We start from the raw sequence: 14,546 nt of genomic DNA on the forward strand, positions 1-14,546 counted from the left end.
GGCGTCACTCTCTCCCGGTTCGCGGTCCGTCACGGCCGGACCGACCCCGTCGTCGGTTCGCCCGGACTCGTCTTCGGGACCGTGCCCTGACCGTGCGCCGACCGCCAAGTCCCCCACATCCACTCCTCACTCCGTACCGCTGCCTGATCCCTGCGCGATGCAGGCCCACCACTCCCATAACGAGCGGGAGTTCCGCAGGGGTCGGGAGGGGGATCAATCCGTCCGGATCCGATACGTTCGATACATACGGACCCGGTACGATGCCGTTCGCCTTGGCCACCCTATGCGACGCGCCCGGCGGCGCCATGGCCCCACCTCCTTGCGCGTCGGCCACGGAGGTGAAGGTGTCCGGCTCACCGAGCGAGGTCCAGTGGCCGATCGGCCAGACGATCCAGCGGGCCCGTCCGACCACCGATTTCTCCGACACGGTGCCGTGGAACGGCTCGGTGAGGTGGTAGCGGGAGTCCGCCGAGTCGGCCCGGTGATCACCCATGACGAAGAGGCGCCCCTCGGGAACCTTGACCGAAAAATCGAACTTCGAGGGCGCGTTGCCCGGATGAATGTACGAAGTCTCGTTGAGCGGCGTGCCGTTGACCGTGACCCGTCCCCGGCTGTCGCAGCACTTGACGGTGTCCCCGCCGACGCCGACGACCCGCTTGATGAGATCGCGCTCGTTGTCGGACGGCAGGAGCCCGATCCAGGTCAGGGCTTCCTTGACCTGCTTGATACCGGGCGGCGGGTCCTTCTTCTTCCCTGTCTCCTGCTCGAGCCACTTGCCTGGGTCCTTGAAGACGACGACGTCGCCACGGTGCACTGTGGCGCCGAACCACGGAGTGAGCTTGTCGACCGCGACCCGGTCGCCGATCCGGATCGTCTGCTCCATGGATCCCGAAGGGATCACGAATGCCTGGACGAGGAACGTCTTGAGGACCAGGGCTATGAGCACGGCCACGCCTATAAGAAGCGGTATCTCCTTGAGCGCGGAACGCCTGCGGCGCCGCTTCACCTTGCGCGCGAGTCTGCGCCGCTCCGCGCGGCCCGGCGTCGCGGGGCCCTCGGGGACCCCGCTGCCGGCGGGATGCCGGTCGTCCGCCCGGTGACCGGCGCGGGTTTTGCCACGTCTACCCACGGGCACCACCGGGTGCGGGCACGTGCGCGTAGACGTCCTCCCGCGTCAGGGAGCGCCAGTCGCCAGGTGGCCAGGCGACCCATTCGGCCTTGCCGATGACCTGGTCGACGGGGACGAATCCGCCGCCGGGCGCGCCCAGGTAGTCGCGGGAGTCGCGCGAGTCGCTGCGATGGTCGCCGAGCAGGAAGAGGGTGCCGTCGGGGACCTTGATGTCGAAGGGAGCCTGTGAGGCGGGGTCGTCGGCGTACAGCAAGGAGCGCTCGTCGACGGCCTTGCCGTTCACCTCGATCCTCCCCTTGGCGTCGCAGCACACGACATGGTCTCCGCCGGTCCCCACGACACGCTTGACGTAGTCGGCGTCGCCGAAGTACCCGCTGCCGTCGAAGACGACCACGTCCCCCCGCTGGGGCTCGGCACCGAAACGGTACGCCAGCTTGTTCACCAGCACGCGGTCGCCGACGTTCAGCGAGGGTTCCATCGACCTGCTGGGGATCTCGAAGGGCCGCATCACGAAGACGCCGAACACCAGCAGGAGCACGGGACACAGCAGCAGCGCGAGGGTGGCGCGGCCGCCGGGCAGCCACGCCACGAGCTCGCCCACCGCCCCGGAGAACGCAGAGGAGCGCGACCGCCCCTCCAGGCGCTCGCCCTCCGACGTGGTCCGAGGGGGCTGGGGGGAGCGGTCGCGCTCCATGTGCTGTGCTTCGGTGTCCATCGGGGCCAGATGCTATCCGGCGTGCCTGTGGACCCCGCAGGCGAGATGCGTCGGCGCCCGCGCGGGGCGCCGGACGGCTCAGTTCTCGCGCTTCTCCTTGATCTTGGCGGCCTTGCCGCGCAGGTCGCGCAGGTAGTACAGCTTGGCGCGACGGACGTCACCCTTGGTGACGAGCTCGATCTTCTCGACGATCGGGGTGTGCACCGGGAAGGTGCGCTCGACGCCGACGGAGAAGGAGACCTTGCGGACCGTGAAGGTCTCGCGGACACCGGCGCCCTGGCGGCGGATCACAACGCCCTTGAACTGCTGCACACGGGAGCGGTTGCCCTCGATGACGCGGACGTGGACGTTGACGGTGTCACCCGGGCGGAAGGCCGGGACGTCGGTGCGCAGCGACGCGGCGTCGACGGAGTCGAGCAGGTTGGACATGATCGTCTGCTTTCTTCGCCGATGCCACAGGTCATCGGCGGGAGGTATGCGATGAGTTTCGGTAGCTGATCGCGTCGGACCTACGTCGTCTCCCCCTGTGGCAGGGGCGCAGGCTGGACGTACAGCAGCGGCCTATTCTTCCACGGCCCCGGGCATTGGCCCAAATCGCCCGTCGGGTCCCGGACCCCAGCCCAGTATCGAGAGCATCTCGCGGTCCTTCTTGTCGAAGGCCCTCGGGTCGGTGCGCCCGATGAGGTCGGGGCGGTTGCGCACGGTGCGGCGCAGCGCCTCGTCGCGGCGCCACCGGGCGATCCTGCCGTGGTGGCCGCTGAGCAGCACGTCCGGGATGTCCCGGCCGCGCCACTCGGGCGGCTTGGTGTAGACGGGTCCTTCCAGGAGGTCGGCCATGGCTCCGGGCGCGAAGGAGTCGTCCTGGTGCGAGGCGGCGTTGCCGAGCACGCCCGGCAGTAGGCGCGCCACGGCCTCCGTGACGACGAGGACGGCGGCCTCGCCGCCCGCGAGGACGTAGTCGCCGATGGAGACCTCGTAGACCGGCATACGGGTCGCGTACTCGTCCACGACGCGGCGGTCGATGCCCTCGTAGCGCGCGGGCGTGAAGACCAGCCAGGGGCGCTCGGAGAGTTCCACGGCGAGCTTCTGGGTGAAGGGGCGGCCGGAGGGCGTGGGGACCACCAGAACGGGCCCGTGCGCCCCGCTCTCGTATCCGTCGGCGAGCACGTCGTCGAGGCACTCGCCCCACGGCTCGGTCTTCATGACCATGCCGGGGCCGCCGCCGTAGGGGGTGTCGTCGACGGTGTTGTGCCGGTCGTGCGTCCACTGCCGCAGATCGTGCACCTGGACGTCGAGCTGTCCACGCGCGCGTGCCTTGCCGACGAGGGAGACGTTCAGGGGGTCGAGGTACTCGGGGAAGATCGTGACGACGTCGAGCCTCATGCGGACTCTTCCCCGGCGTCGCGGGCCGAGGCGATCTCCGCGCGGTCGTCGATCAGGCCGGGCGGCGGGTCGATGACGGCCTTCTGCTCCTCCAGGTCGATCTCCGTGACGATCTCCTCGACGAACGGGATCATGACCTCGCTGCCGTCGGGCCGCTCCACGATGAACAGGTCCTGTGAGGGCAGGTGCGAGATCTCGGTGATCCGGCCCACCTCGGTGCCGTCGGCCGTGACGACGTCGAGGTCCATGAGCTGGTGGTCGTAGAACTCGTCCTCGTCCTCGGGGAGCTTCTCCGGGTCGACCTCGGCGATCAGCAGGGTGCCCCGCAGCGCCTCGGCCGCGTTCCGGTCGCGCACGCCCTCGAAGCGCAGCAGCAGGCGGCCGCTGTGCACCCGGCCGGACTCGATGGTGAGCGGTCCCGTGGAGGCGGGGTCGGTGGCCAGGCGTGCGCCGGGGCCGAGCCGCAGCTCGGGTTCGTCGGTGCGCACCTCGATGGTGACCTCGCCCTTGATGCCGTGGGCGCGGCCGATACGCCCCACTACCAACTGCACGTCGGAAACTCTCCTGTCATACGGCTCGGGCCGGGGACGGCCCGTAAGCCCTCCCCGGCCCGAGCCGGTGTTCAACTGTTCTCAGCGGACCTGGTCGACGTCGACGAGGTCGACGCGGACTCCACGGCCGCCGATGGCGCCCACGACGGTACGCAGGGCGCGTGCGGTGCGGCCGTTGCGGCCGATCACCTTGCCGAGGTCGTCGGGGTGGACCCGGACCTCGAGGACGCGTCCGCGGCGCAGGTTGCGCGAGGCGACCTGCACGTCGTCGGGGTTGTCGACAATGCCCTTCACGAGGTGCTCAAGAGCCTCCTCGAGCATGCTCAGGCCTCGGTCGACTCGGACGCAGCCTCAGCCTCGTCCTTCTTCTCAGCCTTCTTCTTCTGGGTGATGGCCTCACCCTTGCCCTCGTCCTCGGTCGACAGCGCGTCGAAGGAGGGGCGGGCGGCCTTCGGCTCGGCGACCTTCAGCGGCTCCGGGGCCGGCAGGCCCTTGTGCTTCTGCCAGTCGCCGGTGAGCTTCAGGATGGCCAGGACCGGCTCGGTCGGCTGCGCGCCGACACCCAGCCAGTACTGGGCGCGCTCCGAGTCGACCTCGATGCGCGACGGGTTCTGCACCGGGTGGTACAGACCGATCTCCTCGATGGCCCGGCCGTCACGGCGGGTACGGGAGTCGGCGACGACGATGCGGTAGTGAGGCGAACGGATCTTGCCCAGACGCTTCAGCTTGATCTTGACTGCCACGGGAGTGGGTTCTCCTGGTTTGACGTGGGTGGGCACTACGAGATGCCGCGTGGGGTTGCGGTACCCGAACGGCCCGATGGACGCGTCAGCCGGAGGAGAGAGGGGTCCTGTGCGACTGTCGAGTACAGCTAGCCATTGTGCCACACCCCGGCGGGGCGGCCGAACCGGGCCGGAACCGGCTCCCGACCGCCTCACCAGGCCGCTCACCCCGCCGCGGCGCCCACGGGCTCCGGGATGCGGAACGGTTTGCCGCAGCCGCCGCACATGATGGGCGCCTGGGCGAGTACCGACGGGACGACGCGGACATTGCGCCCGCAGTCGCAGACCGCCTTGACGCGGACGCCACCGCCGGAGGAGCCGTGCCGTGCGGCCGGGCCCCGGAAGCTGCGCTTGGTGTCCGCCGCGGTCGCCACGGTGTGCGCCTTCAGCGCACGCTGAAGGCGCTCGATGGTCTGCCGGTACCGCTGCTTGGCCTGCGGGTCGAGCGTGACCAGGGAGAAGCCGCTGCTGGGGTGCGGCTCGTCCGGATGGTCGAGCCCCAACTCCTCGGCGATGGCCAGGAATCTGCGGTTGTGATAGCGGCCGGCGCGCGAGGTGTCGCGGATTCCGCGCGCGGCGGCGATGCCATGGACCGCTTCATGGAGCAGTCGTTCGAAGGAGAGTTCGTGCCCGCAGGCGGACGACGACTCCCCGATCAGGGATTCGGGCGCGGCGAGGTCCGGCAGTTCCGGGTGGTGCCGCTGAATGTCGGCCCACGCGGCTGCCAGCTCCGCGGCGAGGACTGGTGGTGTCGTGCTCACGTCGTGACAACGAGCCTGGGTGCCTCTGTGTTCCTATTCCGGGGCATCCCAAATAATTTGCACGTACCAGTCAGTCGGCTGTGATGTGGGATGACGTGCGCGTCTGCGTCTTTCTACGGAGAAGACGCACAGCTCACACCAAGGTGGTGCGTAGTCACACCTACGCCCCGGCGCGTACGCAAAGGCGCGCGCCGGGGCGTATCCGCTTCGGGACCGCTTCGGAAGCTGCCGGGGCCGGGCTCAGTACGCGCGAGCCACGACCGCGACGTTACCGGGTGCGTCGTCGGCGTCCGGCACCGCCCCGTCCTGAGCGATCAGACACCGTACGGAGATCCCGTGCCCGGCCAGCCGCTCCTCCCCCGCCTCGCCGAGCGCGGCCCACGGGATGCGGGCCCAGCCGCCGGCGAGGACCGCCTCGACGGCGCCGTCGACCGTGGTGACGTCGCTCGTGCGGGACCGGCGGCGCTCGCGCGACTGGCGCAGCAGCAGCGCCTGGTCGTCCTCCAGGACGCCCGGCAGCAGCCCGGCCAGCGCCGCCGGGTCGGCGGACACCGGCTCCTTGCCGCCGGGGATGCGCCGGGCCAGCACCGCCGTGCCGCTCTCCAGGTCGCGCGGCCCCACCTCGACGCGCACCGGTACGCCCTTGAGCTCCCAGTCGACCGCGCGGCGCCCGAAGGGAACGTCGGCGCGGTCGTCGACGTGGACGCGGATACCCGCCGCCTTCAGGGCGGCGCCGATCTCTCGCACCTTGGTGAGCACCTGGTCGTCTGCCTTGACGGCGAGGACGACCACCTGGACGGGGGCGAGCCGCGGCGGCACGCGCAGCCCGTCGTCGTCGCCGTGCATCATCACCAGGGCGCCGATCATGCGGGTCGTCGAGCCCCAGGAGGTCTGCCAGACGAGCTCCTGCGTACCGTCCTTGGAGAGGTAACGGGTCTGGAACGCCTCGGCGAAGTTCTGGCCCAGTTCGTGGCTCGTGCCCATCTGGAGCGCCTTGCCGTCGCCCATCATCCCTTCCAGGGTGAGGGTGTTGATGGCGCCCGCGAAACGCTCCGCGGGGGTCTTGCGGCCCAGGACGACGTCCATGGCGAGCACGTCGCGCATGAAGTCCGCGTAGACGTGCCGGTGGATGTGCGCCGCGAAGTCGCGCGCCTCCTCGTACGTCGCGTGCGCCGTGTGGCCTTCCTGCCACAGGAACTCCGTCGTCCGCAGGAACAGCCGCGGACGCAGCTCCCAGCGCACCACGTTGGCCCACTGGTTGATCAGCAGGGGCAGATCGCGGTAGCTCTGCACCCACTTCGCGAAGTAGTCGTTGATGATCATCTCTGAGGTGGGGCGGACGACGGCGGGCTCCTCCAACTCCTTGCCGCCGCCGTGCGTGACCACGGCCAGCTCGGGCGCGAAGCCCTCGACGTGGTCGGCCTCCTTGGCCAGGTACGACTGGGGGATCAGGAGCGGGAAGTACGCGTTCTGCGCGCCCGTCTCCTTGATGCGTGCGTCCAGGTCCTGCTGCATCCGCTCCCACAGGCCGTAGCCGTACGGTCGGATGACCATCGTGCCGCGCACCGGTCCGTTGTCGGCCAGTTCGGCCTTGGTGATCAGGTCCTGGTACCAGCGCGGGAAGTCGTCCGCGCGGCGCGTGAGAACGGGTGCTTTGGCCATGCGGCGCATGCTACGGCGCGGGCCTCACCGCACGGGACCGGTTTTCGCCGGGCCCCGGACCGGCCCCGAAGGCACGACGGGCCGACAGCCTCTGGACGCGGCGCGCGATGCGGAGTTCTCTGGCATACGGGGAGCGCGACAGCGCGCACACGGCGGTCCGCGGCGGATTGGGGCATTTCCATGACACCTACGCTCACCCGGCGGCACCTTCCCCGCTCGACCCCCGCTGTGTGCGCGGACCTGCGCGCACGCGCGCGTGACTGGGCGGAGATCCAGGAACGGATGCTGGTGCCTCTCTATGAGGCGGTGTACGAACGTCTGGAGGTCGGGCCCGGCACCCGGCTGCTCGGCCTGGGCTGCGGCAGCGGTCTCGCACTGCTCATGGCGGCCACGCGCGGTGCGTCGGTGACCGGCGTCGAGTCCACGCACCCCGAACGGCTCGCCCTGGCCAGGCAACGGCTGCTGCCCGACGACTGCGGCTCCCCCGTACGCCCGTGCCGGTTCGCCGAGGGCGCCGCCCGGCTGACGGACGGCCGCGACGCCGTGGCCGCGACGCCACCAGACGCGACGCCGCCCGGCGCGGCTCCGTACAACCTGGTCACCGCTTTTCAGCCGATCGGGTGTACGGAGGGCGACGCTGAGGGCCTCGGGCCGCTGCTCGCGGGTGCCGCGCCGCTGGCCGAGCGGGGGGCCGCGATGGTGCTGGCCGGATGGGGGCCGCCGGAGCGGTGCGCGACCTCGTCCGTGCTCCGGGTCGCCGCCCGGCTCGCCGACCCGCTGCGCGCCACGGGGGCCTGGCGTCCGGCGCACCGCGACGACCTGGAAGAGGTGGTGCGGCGGGCGGGGCTGCGGCCCGACGGATCGGGCCGGGTGGCGTGCCCGTTCGGCTACGCGGACACCGACAGCGCCGTACGCGGACTGCTCTCGACGGGGTTGTTCGACGCCGCCGTGGGTGCCACGGACCCGGCACAGGTCGACAAGGAGCTGGTGGAGTCCCTCCAGCCGTACGTACGCGCCGACGGCACGGTGTGGATGCCCAACGTCTTCCGGTACGTCCTCGCTCGCACCACCTGAGGGGCCCCGGGCCGGTCACTCCTTGTGCAGGCGCGTGACACCGGCGATCCGGTACGCGTCCGACTCCTCCAGCGTCTCGCTCTCCAGCAGCGCCTGTGCCAGCGCGTCCAGCTTGTGACGGTTGTCGCGCAGCTTGTGGCACGCCTCCTCGTAGCACTCGTCCACGATGCGGCGCATCTCGCCGTCGATCGCGTCGAGGGTCTCGGGCGCCGCGGCGAGCCCGTACGCCTGCTGGGCGTCGCCCGGCAGGGCGGACAGCCGGCCGACCTTCTCGCTCATGCCCCAGCGGCCGACCATGCCGCGCGCGATGCTGGTGACCTGCTCCAGGTCGTTCTCGGCGCCGGTGGTGATCACCCCGTAGACGACGTGTTCGGCCGCCATGCCGCCGAGCGCTCCGATGATCCGGCCGCGCAGATACTCCTCGGTGAACGCGTACTTGTCGGACTCCGGCGTGGACAGGGTGACACCGAGCGCACGGCCGCGCGGGACGATGGTGATCTTGCGGACCGGGTCGGCGCCCGGCTGGAGCATGCCGAGCAGGGCGTGACCGCTCTCGTGGTAGGCCGTGCGGCGGCGCTCCTCCTCGGGCATCACCAGTGGCCGCTCCGCGCCCAGCTGGACCTTCTCCAGGGCCTCGGACAGGTCGGCCTGGGTCACCTGCCGCTGCCCGCGCTTGACCGCGATGAGCGCCGCCTCGTTGGTGAGGTTGGCGAGTTCGGCGCCGGTCATGCCCGGTGTCGTACGGGCCACCTGGGCGAGGTCGACGTCGGGGGCGAGCGGGATGTCGCGGGTGTGGATGTCGAGGATGGCCTCGCGGCCGCCGCGGTCGGGCGGCGAGACGTTGACGATGCGGTCGAAGCGGCCCGGTCGCGTCAGGGCCGGGTCGAGGACGTCGGCCCGGTTGGTGGCCGCGATCACGATGACGCCTTCGGAGCCGGTGAAGCCGTCCATCTCGGTGAGGATCTGGTTCAGCGTCTGCTCGCGCTCGTCGTGTCCGCCCATGCCGCTGCCGCCGCCGCGCGCCCGTCCGATGGTGTCGATCTCGTCGATGAAGATGATCGACGGGGCGACCTTGCGGGCCTCGGCGAACAGTTCGCGTACGCGTGAGGCGCCGACGCCGACGATCATCTCGATGAACTCGGAGGCGGAGGCCGAGAAGAACGGCACCCCGGCCTCGCCCGCGACCGCGCGCGCGAGCAGCGTCTTTCCGGTGCCTGGCGGGCCCGCCAGGAGCACGCCGCGCGGCATCTTGGCGCCCATCGCGCGGTACGCGTCGGGGTTCTTGAGGAAGTCGACGACGTCGTTGAGTTCACCCTCGACCTCGTCGATGCCGGCGACGTCGGCGAAGGTCGTGCGCTTCTTGCCCGGTTCGAGCTCCACCGGTTTGGGCGGCTGTTTGCGGCCGAGCATGCCGCCCGCGCCGCCCATGCCCTGGCTCATCCGGCGCGCGATGAAGATCCACAGGAAGACCAGGAGGAACATCGGCGCGAGCGAGATCAGCAGGTTGGACAGGAAGCTGCGCTCCTTGACGACCGGTTCGGCCGTCACGGTGACGTGGTGCTTCTCCAGGTCGGACCACAGGTTGTCGTCGGCGAAGGACGGGCGCTCCGTCTTGAACTTGGTGTAGTTCTTGCCGCCGTGGCCGCTGCCGGACGGGGTGGGCTGCTCCTTCTTGAGCTGGCCCTGGATGGTGTCGCCCTTGGAGTAGATCTTGCTGACGTTGCCGTCGGCGACCTGCTTGCTGAACTCGGTGTACGAGATCGTCGCCTCGGTGCCCTCGTTGAAGAACGAGAGGATCAGGTTGGCGACGAGGTAGACGACCAGGGCGGTCAGGACGAGTCCGACCCACCCGCCGGGCATCTTCCGCTTGGGCGGCTGCGGGGGCGGCGGGGGCGGGGCGCCCTCGGACCGCCAGGGCTGATCGGTGCGGTCGCGCGGGGGTACGGGGTTCGCCACGCCTGCCTCTCCTCCTGCCGGTCCCTGCGGCCATGTGCCTTCGGCCCATCACCGCACAGACCGCCGGGGCCCGCCACTTGGTGGGGTCATGGACGCGGGGGCTCGGTGACGGCATGTGCAACGGCATGTGTAAGGGGCGACCACCTGGGTGATCGCCCCTTACCTGCGTCTTGTCTGCGTCGCCCGGGCCTCAGCCCGGCCTCGGTCTCGGACTCGGACTCGGCCTCGGCCTCGGTCTCACTCAGCCCATGAACTTCTTGAACTCGTCCGGGAGCTCGAAGTCCTTGCCGCCCTGCTCGCCGGCGCCGGGCAGGCCGAGCGCGCCGCCCGCCTGGGCCGCCGCGGCACGCCGCGCGGCCTCCTCCTGCTCCTGCTGCTTGCGCTTCATCGGGTTGCCGGAACGCTGCTTGCCCTTGGCCTTCTTCGGCTGCTTCTTCTGCCGACCCGGACCGCCACCCATGCCGGGCATCCCCGGCATTCCCGGCATGCCGCCGCCCTGGGCCATGCGGGACATCATCTTGCGTGCCTCGAAGAACCGCTCGACCAGGTTCTTCACCGCGCTGACCTCGACACCGGAACCGCGGGCGATGCGGGCGCGGCGCGAGCCGTTGATGATCGTCGGCTCCTGGCGCTCGGCCGGGGTCATCGACTTGATGATGGCCGCGGTGCGGTCGACGTCGCGCTCGTCCAGGTTGTTGATCTGGTCCTTCATCTGGGCCATCCCCGGCAGCATGCCGAGCAGCTTGGAGATGGAGCCCATCTTCCTGACCTGCTCCATCTGCGCCAGGAAGTCGTCGAGCGTGAAGTCCTGGCCCTTCTTGGAGGCCAGCTTGGAGGCCATCTTCTCGGCCTCCTGCTGCGAGAAGGTCTGCTCGGCCTTCTCGATCAGCGTGAGCATGTCGCCCATGCCGAGGATGCGGGACGCCATGCGGTCCGGGTGGAACGCGTCGAAGTCGTCCAGCTTCTCGCCGTTGGAGGCGAACATGATCTGCTTGCCGGTGACGTGCGCGACCGACAGGGCGGCACCACCGCGGGCGTCACCGTCCAGCTTGGAGAGCACCACGCCGTCGAAGCCGACGCCGTCGCGGAACGCCTCGGCGGTGTTGACCGCGTCCTGGCCGACCATCGCGTCGACGACGAAGAGGATCTCGTCGGGCGAGACGGCGTCCCGGATGTCGGCCGCCTGCTGCATCAGCTCCTGGTCGATGCCGAGGCGTCCGGCGGTGTCGACGATCACGACGTCGTAGACCTTGGAGCGCGCGTACTCGATGGAGTCCTTGGCGACCTGGACCGGGTCGCCCACGCCGTTGCCCGGCTCCGGTGCGTAGACGCCGACCTCGGCGCGCTCGGCGACGACGCTCAGCTGGTTCACGGCGTTCGGGCGCTGGAGGTCACAGGCGACCAGGAGCGGCGAGTGGCCCTGGGCCTTGAGCCAGCGGCCGAGCTTGCCCGCGAGGGTGGTCTTACCGGCACCCTGCAGACCCGCGAGCATGATCACGGTGGGCGGGTTCTTGGCGAAACGCAGGCGCCGGGTCTCGCCGCCGAGGATGCCGACGAGCTCCTCGTTGACGATCTTGATGACCTGCTGGGCGGGGTTCAGCGCCTGGGAGACCTCGGCGCCGAGGGCGCGCTCCTTGACCTGCTTGATGAACGCGCGGACGACGGGCAGCGCCACGTCGGCTTCCAGCAGGGCGATCCGGATCTCGCGCGCCGTGGCATCGATGTCCGCCTCACTGAGGCGCCCCTTGCCGCGGAGGTTCTTGAATGTCGCTGCGAGGCGATCGGAGAGAGTGTCGAACACGGCGGTCGCGAATCCTCAGGTCGGGTGGCTGTACGTCTGCGTCGCCCTCCAGGGTATCGGGCGAGCGCGGCGTGGTCAGTGCCCTGGTCACAACGGTGCCGCCCGCGAGGGTGCGACGCCGCCCGCGGCCGGTGTCGCCAAGGGCGCGGAGAACGGTGCGCCCAGGCGCCGCGGCGGTCAGGCGGAGGCCGGTTTCAGGGCCTGTTCCAGGCTCCGGGCGACCGAGGCCGCCGCCTCGTGCGGAAGCGGCTTGCCGTCTTCCCCGGTGACGTAGAACGCGTCCACGGCGTCGGCCCCCAGGGTCGAGGCGTGCGCCGAGCGCACCCGCACCCCCGCTTCGTCCAACGCCCGCCCGATCCGGTGCAGAAGGCCGGGAGCGTCGTGGGCGCGCACCTCGATCACCGTCGCCAGCCGGGACCCGGCCGCCGCGACCGTCACCCGCGGCGGCGGCGCCACCACGCCCCGACGCCGTGGATACGCCGCATCGCGCTCCGCCAGCCGCGCCGCGATGTCGAGGGAGCCGTCCAGAGCCCGCACCAGGTCGGCGCGGAGCCGCGCGGCCTGCGGCAGCGACCCGTACTCGGCGGCGACGCGCCAGTCCAGGAGCAGCGCCGTGCCCTCCACCGCACCGGGCAGTTCGAGGGCCCGCAGTTCCGCCGTGCGCACGGTCAGCCGGTGCATGGCGAGCACCCCGGCCACCGCGGGCAGCACCCCGGGCTGGTCCGGCACCGCGATCAGCAGCTCGACGCCGAGCGGTTCGGGCCCGGCCGCGCCGTGCGCCCCTTGCGCCCCCTGGGCCGCTTGCGCCGCTTGCGCCCCCTCCTCCCCGTCCGCTCCCACGCCCGCCGACTCCGGCCGCGCCCGCAGCGACAGCACGGGCCCGCCCGTCCGCAGCGCCTCCACGGCGAGCCGCTCCTGCTCGGCGGTCGGCTCGGCCGCGTCGGGCGTGCCGAGGTCGTCGGTGTCCCCGGAGAGCGCCGCGCCGACTCGCTGGACCAGGTCGGCGACGAGCGAGCCGCGCCAGGACGACCAGGCCGCGGGACCGGTGGCCAGCGCGTCGGCCTCCGTCAGGGCGTGCAGCAGTTCGAGCGTGCCGGCCGAACCGACCGCGTCCGCCACCGCCCGTACGGTCGCCGGGTCGTCCAGGTCGCGCCGGGTGGCGGTCTCGACGAGCAGCAGGTGGTGGCGGACGAGCGTGGCGATCACGGTGACGTCGGCGCGGTCGAAGCCGATGCGGGAGGCCACGTCCCGCGCGATGATCTCGCCCGCGACGGAGTGGTCGCCGGGCCAGCCCTTGCCGATGTCGTGGAGCAACGCGGCGACCAGGAGCAGGTCGGGGCGGTGCACATGGCGGGTCAGGCCGGCGGCGCGGACCGCCGTCTCGACGAGGTGCCGGTCGACGGTCCAGGTGTGCACGGCGTTGCGCTGCGGGCGGCAGCGTACGCGCTCCCAGTCCGGCAGGAACCGCGTGACCAGGCCCTCGGCTTCCAGGGCCTCCCACACCTCGACGGTGGGGCGGCCCGCGCCGAGCAGCGTGACCAGCTGTTCGCGCGCCTCCGCGGGCCACGGGGTGGGCAGCGGCCGCGCGGCGGCGGCCATGCGGCGCACGGCGTGCAGGGAGAGCGGAAGCCCGGCCTGGGCGGCCGCGGCGGCGGCGCGCAGCGGCAGGACGGGGTCCTTCTCGGGTTTGGCGGCGCGGGCCAGGACGACCTCGCCGTCCATCTCGACGACGCCCTCGGCCAGCGGCGAGCGCTCCACCGGTGCCTGCCTGCCTGCGCCCAGCAGAGAGCGCAGCTTCGGCCGCGCGGCGCGCGACTTGAGGACGCGGCCGACCTCGCGCCAGGTGACGTCACTGGCGTAGGACACCGTGCGGGCGGCCTCGTAGACCTGACGCAGGAGCGTGTCGGCGTCAAGGAGGCCGAGTTCGGCGGCGACCTGGTCCTGTTCCTGGAGGGCGAGTCGGTCGGTGGCGCGACCGGTGGCCAGGTGGAGCGCGTCGCGTACGTCGAGCAGGCGACGGCGCGCGTCGGCGAGGCCCTCGCGGGGCGCGTCGGCCAGCCAGGACGCGGCGACGGCGCGCAGAGCGGTGGCGTCGCGCAGGCCGCCGCGCGCCTCCTTGAGGTCGGGTTCGAGGAGGAACTGCAGCTCGCCTTGGCGTTCGGCCCGTTCCTCGCACAGTTCGCGCAGCTCGGGCAGGCGTTTGGGCGCCTGGTTGCGCCAGTCGGCCAGGACGGCGGTGCGCAGGCCGGCGGTGAGGCCGAGGTCTCCGGCGATGTGGCGGGCGTCGAGCAGGCCGAGCTGCACCTTGAGGTCGTCGCCCGCGGTCTTGCGCGCCTGGGACGGCGTGCGCACCGAGTGGTCGAGGGCGAGGCCGAGGTCCCAGACGGGGTACCAGACGCGGTCGGCGAGCGCGGCGATCTCGTCGGCGCCCGCGCTGCCGTCGTGCAGGAGCAGCAGGTCGAGGTCGCTGCGCGGGGAGAGTTCGCCGCGCCCGTAGCCGCCGACGGCGACGAGCGAGGCGCCGGGCACGTCCTTGCCGAAGAGGCCGGCGAGCCAGTCGTCGGTCAGCTCGGCCAGGGCGGAACGGCGCGACGGCCCGGGCCGCGCCTCTCCTTGGAGGAGGCGCAGCCGGGCCGCCGCGTACCCGCCGGGCTCGGGGTTGTCGTCGTCCGTCGCTTCGGTCCGTACGTCGTTCACACGCGTCACCCGGCGGTTCCCGCTTTCGTCCATGA

The 14,546-nt window shown here is 71.5% G+C and carries 13 protein-coding genes; 1 reads left to right on the forward strand and 12 read right to left on the reverse strand.

The genetic code is table 11. The features are described 5' to 3' along the window. Positions 1-4: 4 nt before the first annotated feature. From lepB (OFY01_RS03795) to proS, 9 genes are all read right to left on the reverse strand, one after another. A complete protein-coding gene (gene lepB, locus OFY01_RS03795; protein ID WP_266596251.1) occupies positions 5-1,129 on the reverse strand; it encodes a signal peptidase I in 1,125 nt (374 codons plus the stop codon). Beyond that, the gene (lepB, locus tag OFY01_RS03800) at positions 1,122-1,844 is read right to left on the reverse strand and encodes a signal peptidase I (protein ID WP_266596253.1); all 723 of its coding nucleotides are present in this window, start codon (positions 1,842-1,844) and stop codon (positions 1,122-1,124) included. The genes lepB (OFY01_RS03795) and lepB (OFY01_RS03800) overlap by 8 nt, the downstream gene beginning before the upstream one ends. A gap of 78 nt (positions 1,845-1,922) precedes the next feature. Then, a complete protein-coding gene (gene rplS, locus OFY01_RS03805; RefSeq protein ID WP_266596255.1) occupies positions 1,923-2,273 on the reverse strand; it encodes a 50S ribosomal protein L19 in 351 nt (116 codons plus the stop codon). A 132-nt stretch (positions 2,274-2,405) separates the two neighbouring features. Then, complete coding sequence (trmD, locus tag OFY01_RS03810; RefSeq protein WP_266596257.1) at positions 2,406-3,227, reverse strand: tRNA (guanosine(37)-N1)-methyltransferase TrmD; 822 nt, start codon at positions 3,225-3,227, stop codon at positions 2,406-2,408. Further along, on the reverse strand, positions 3,224-3,778 hold the full coding sequence (gene rimM / locus OFY01_RS03815; RefSeq protein ID WP_266596259.1) for a ribosome maturation factor RimM: 555 nt from the start codon (positions 3,776-3,778) through the stop codon (positions 3,224-3,226). Before rimM ends, trmD begins: the two co-directional genes overlap by 4 nt. 81 nt (positions 3,779-3,859) lie before the next feature. After that, the gene (locus tag OFY01_RS03820) at positions 3,860-4,099 is read right to left on the reverse strand and encodes an RNA-binding protein (RefSeq protein ID WP_014176063.1); all 240 of its coding nucleotides are present in this window, start codon (positions 4,097-4,099) and stop codon (positions 3,860-3,862) included. 2 nt (positions 4,100-4,101) lie between these two features. Further along, positions 4,102-4,521 (reverse strand): 30S ribosomal protein S16, encoded by a 420-nt coding sequence (gene rpsP / locus OFY01_RS03825; RefSeq protein ID WP_266596261.1) that lies wholly within the window; start codon positions 4,519-4,521, stop codon positions 4,102-4,104. Positions 4,522-4,724: 203 nt separating this feature from the next. After that, the gene (locus tag OFY01_RS03830) at positions 4,725-5,321 is read right to left on the reverse strand and encodes a hypothetical protein (protein WP_266596263.1); all 597 of its coding nucleotides are present in this window, start codon (positions 5,319-5,321) and stop codon (positions 4,725-4,727) included. Between the two features lie 240 nt (positions 5,322-5,561). Further along, the gene (proS, locus tag OFY01_RS03835) at positions 5,562-6,983 is read right to left on the reverse strand and encodes a proline--tRNA ligase (RefSeq protein WP_266596265.1); all 1,422 of its coding nucleotides are present in this window, start codon (positions 6,981-6,983) and stop codon (positions 5,562-5,564) included. Between the two features lie 180 nt (positions 6,984-7,163). Between proS and OFY01_RS03840 the strand changes: the two genes are divergently transcribed. Further along, positions 7,164-8,057: an SAM-dependent methyltransferase gene (locus tag OFY01_RS03840; RefSeq protein WP_266596267.1), complete on the forward strand. Its 894-nt coding sequence runs from the start codon at positions 7,164-7,166 to the stop codon at positions 8,055-8,057. Positions 8,058-8,072: 15 nt separating this feature from the next. On the opposite strand, the gene ftsH is transcribed toward OFY01_RS03840, so the two are convergent. The 3 genes from ftsH to OFY01_RS03855 all read right to left on the reverse strand — a co-directional run bounded on the left by ftsH (position 8,073) and on the right by OFY01_RS03855 (position 14,520). Further along, a complete protein-coding gene (gene ftsH / locus OFY01_RS03845) occupies positions 8,073-10,013 on the reverse strand; it encodes an ATP-dependent zinc metalloprotease FtsH (protein WP_266596269.1) in 1,941 nt (646 codons plus the stop codon). Between the two features lie 241 nt (positions 10,014-10,254). Continuing rightward, complete coding sequence (ffh, locus tag OFY01_RS03850; RefSeq protein WP_266596271.1) at positions 10,255-11,814, reverse strand: signal recognition particle protein; 1,560 nt, start codon at positions 11,812-11,814, stop codon at positions 10,255-10,257. 177 nt (positions 11,815-11,991) lie between these two features. After that, positions 11,992-14,520, reverse strand: coding sequence for a [protein-PII] uridylyltransferase (locus tag OFY01_RS03855; RefSeq protein WP_456115281.1), 2,529 nt, complete (start codon positions 14,518-14,520; stop codon positions 11,992-11,994). Positions 14,521-14,546: the final 26 nt, after the last annotated feature.

Source organism: Streptomyces beihaiensis, from assembly GCF_026274175.1.
GTDB classification, from domain to species: domain Bacteria; phylum Actinomycetota; class Actinomycetes; order Streptomycetales; family Streptomycetaceae; genus Streptomyces; species Streptomyces beihaiensis.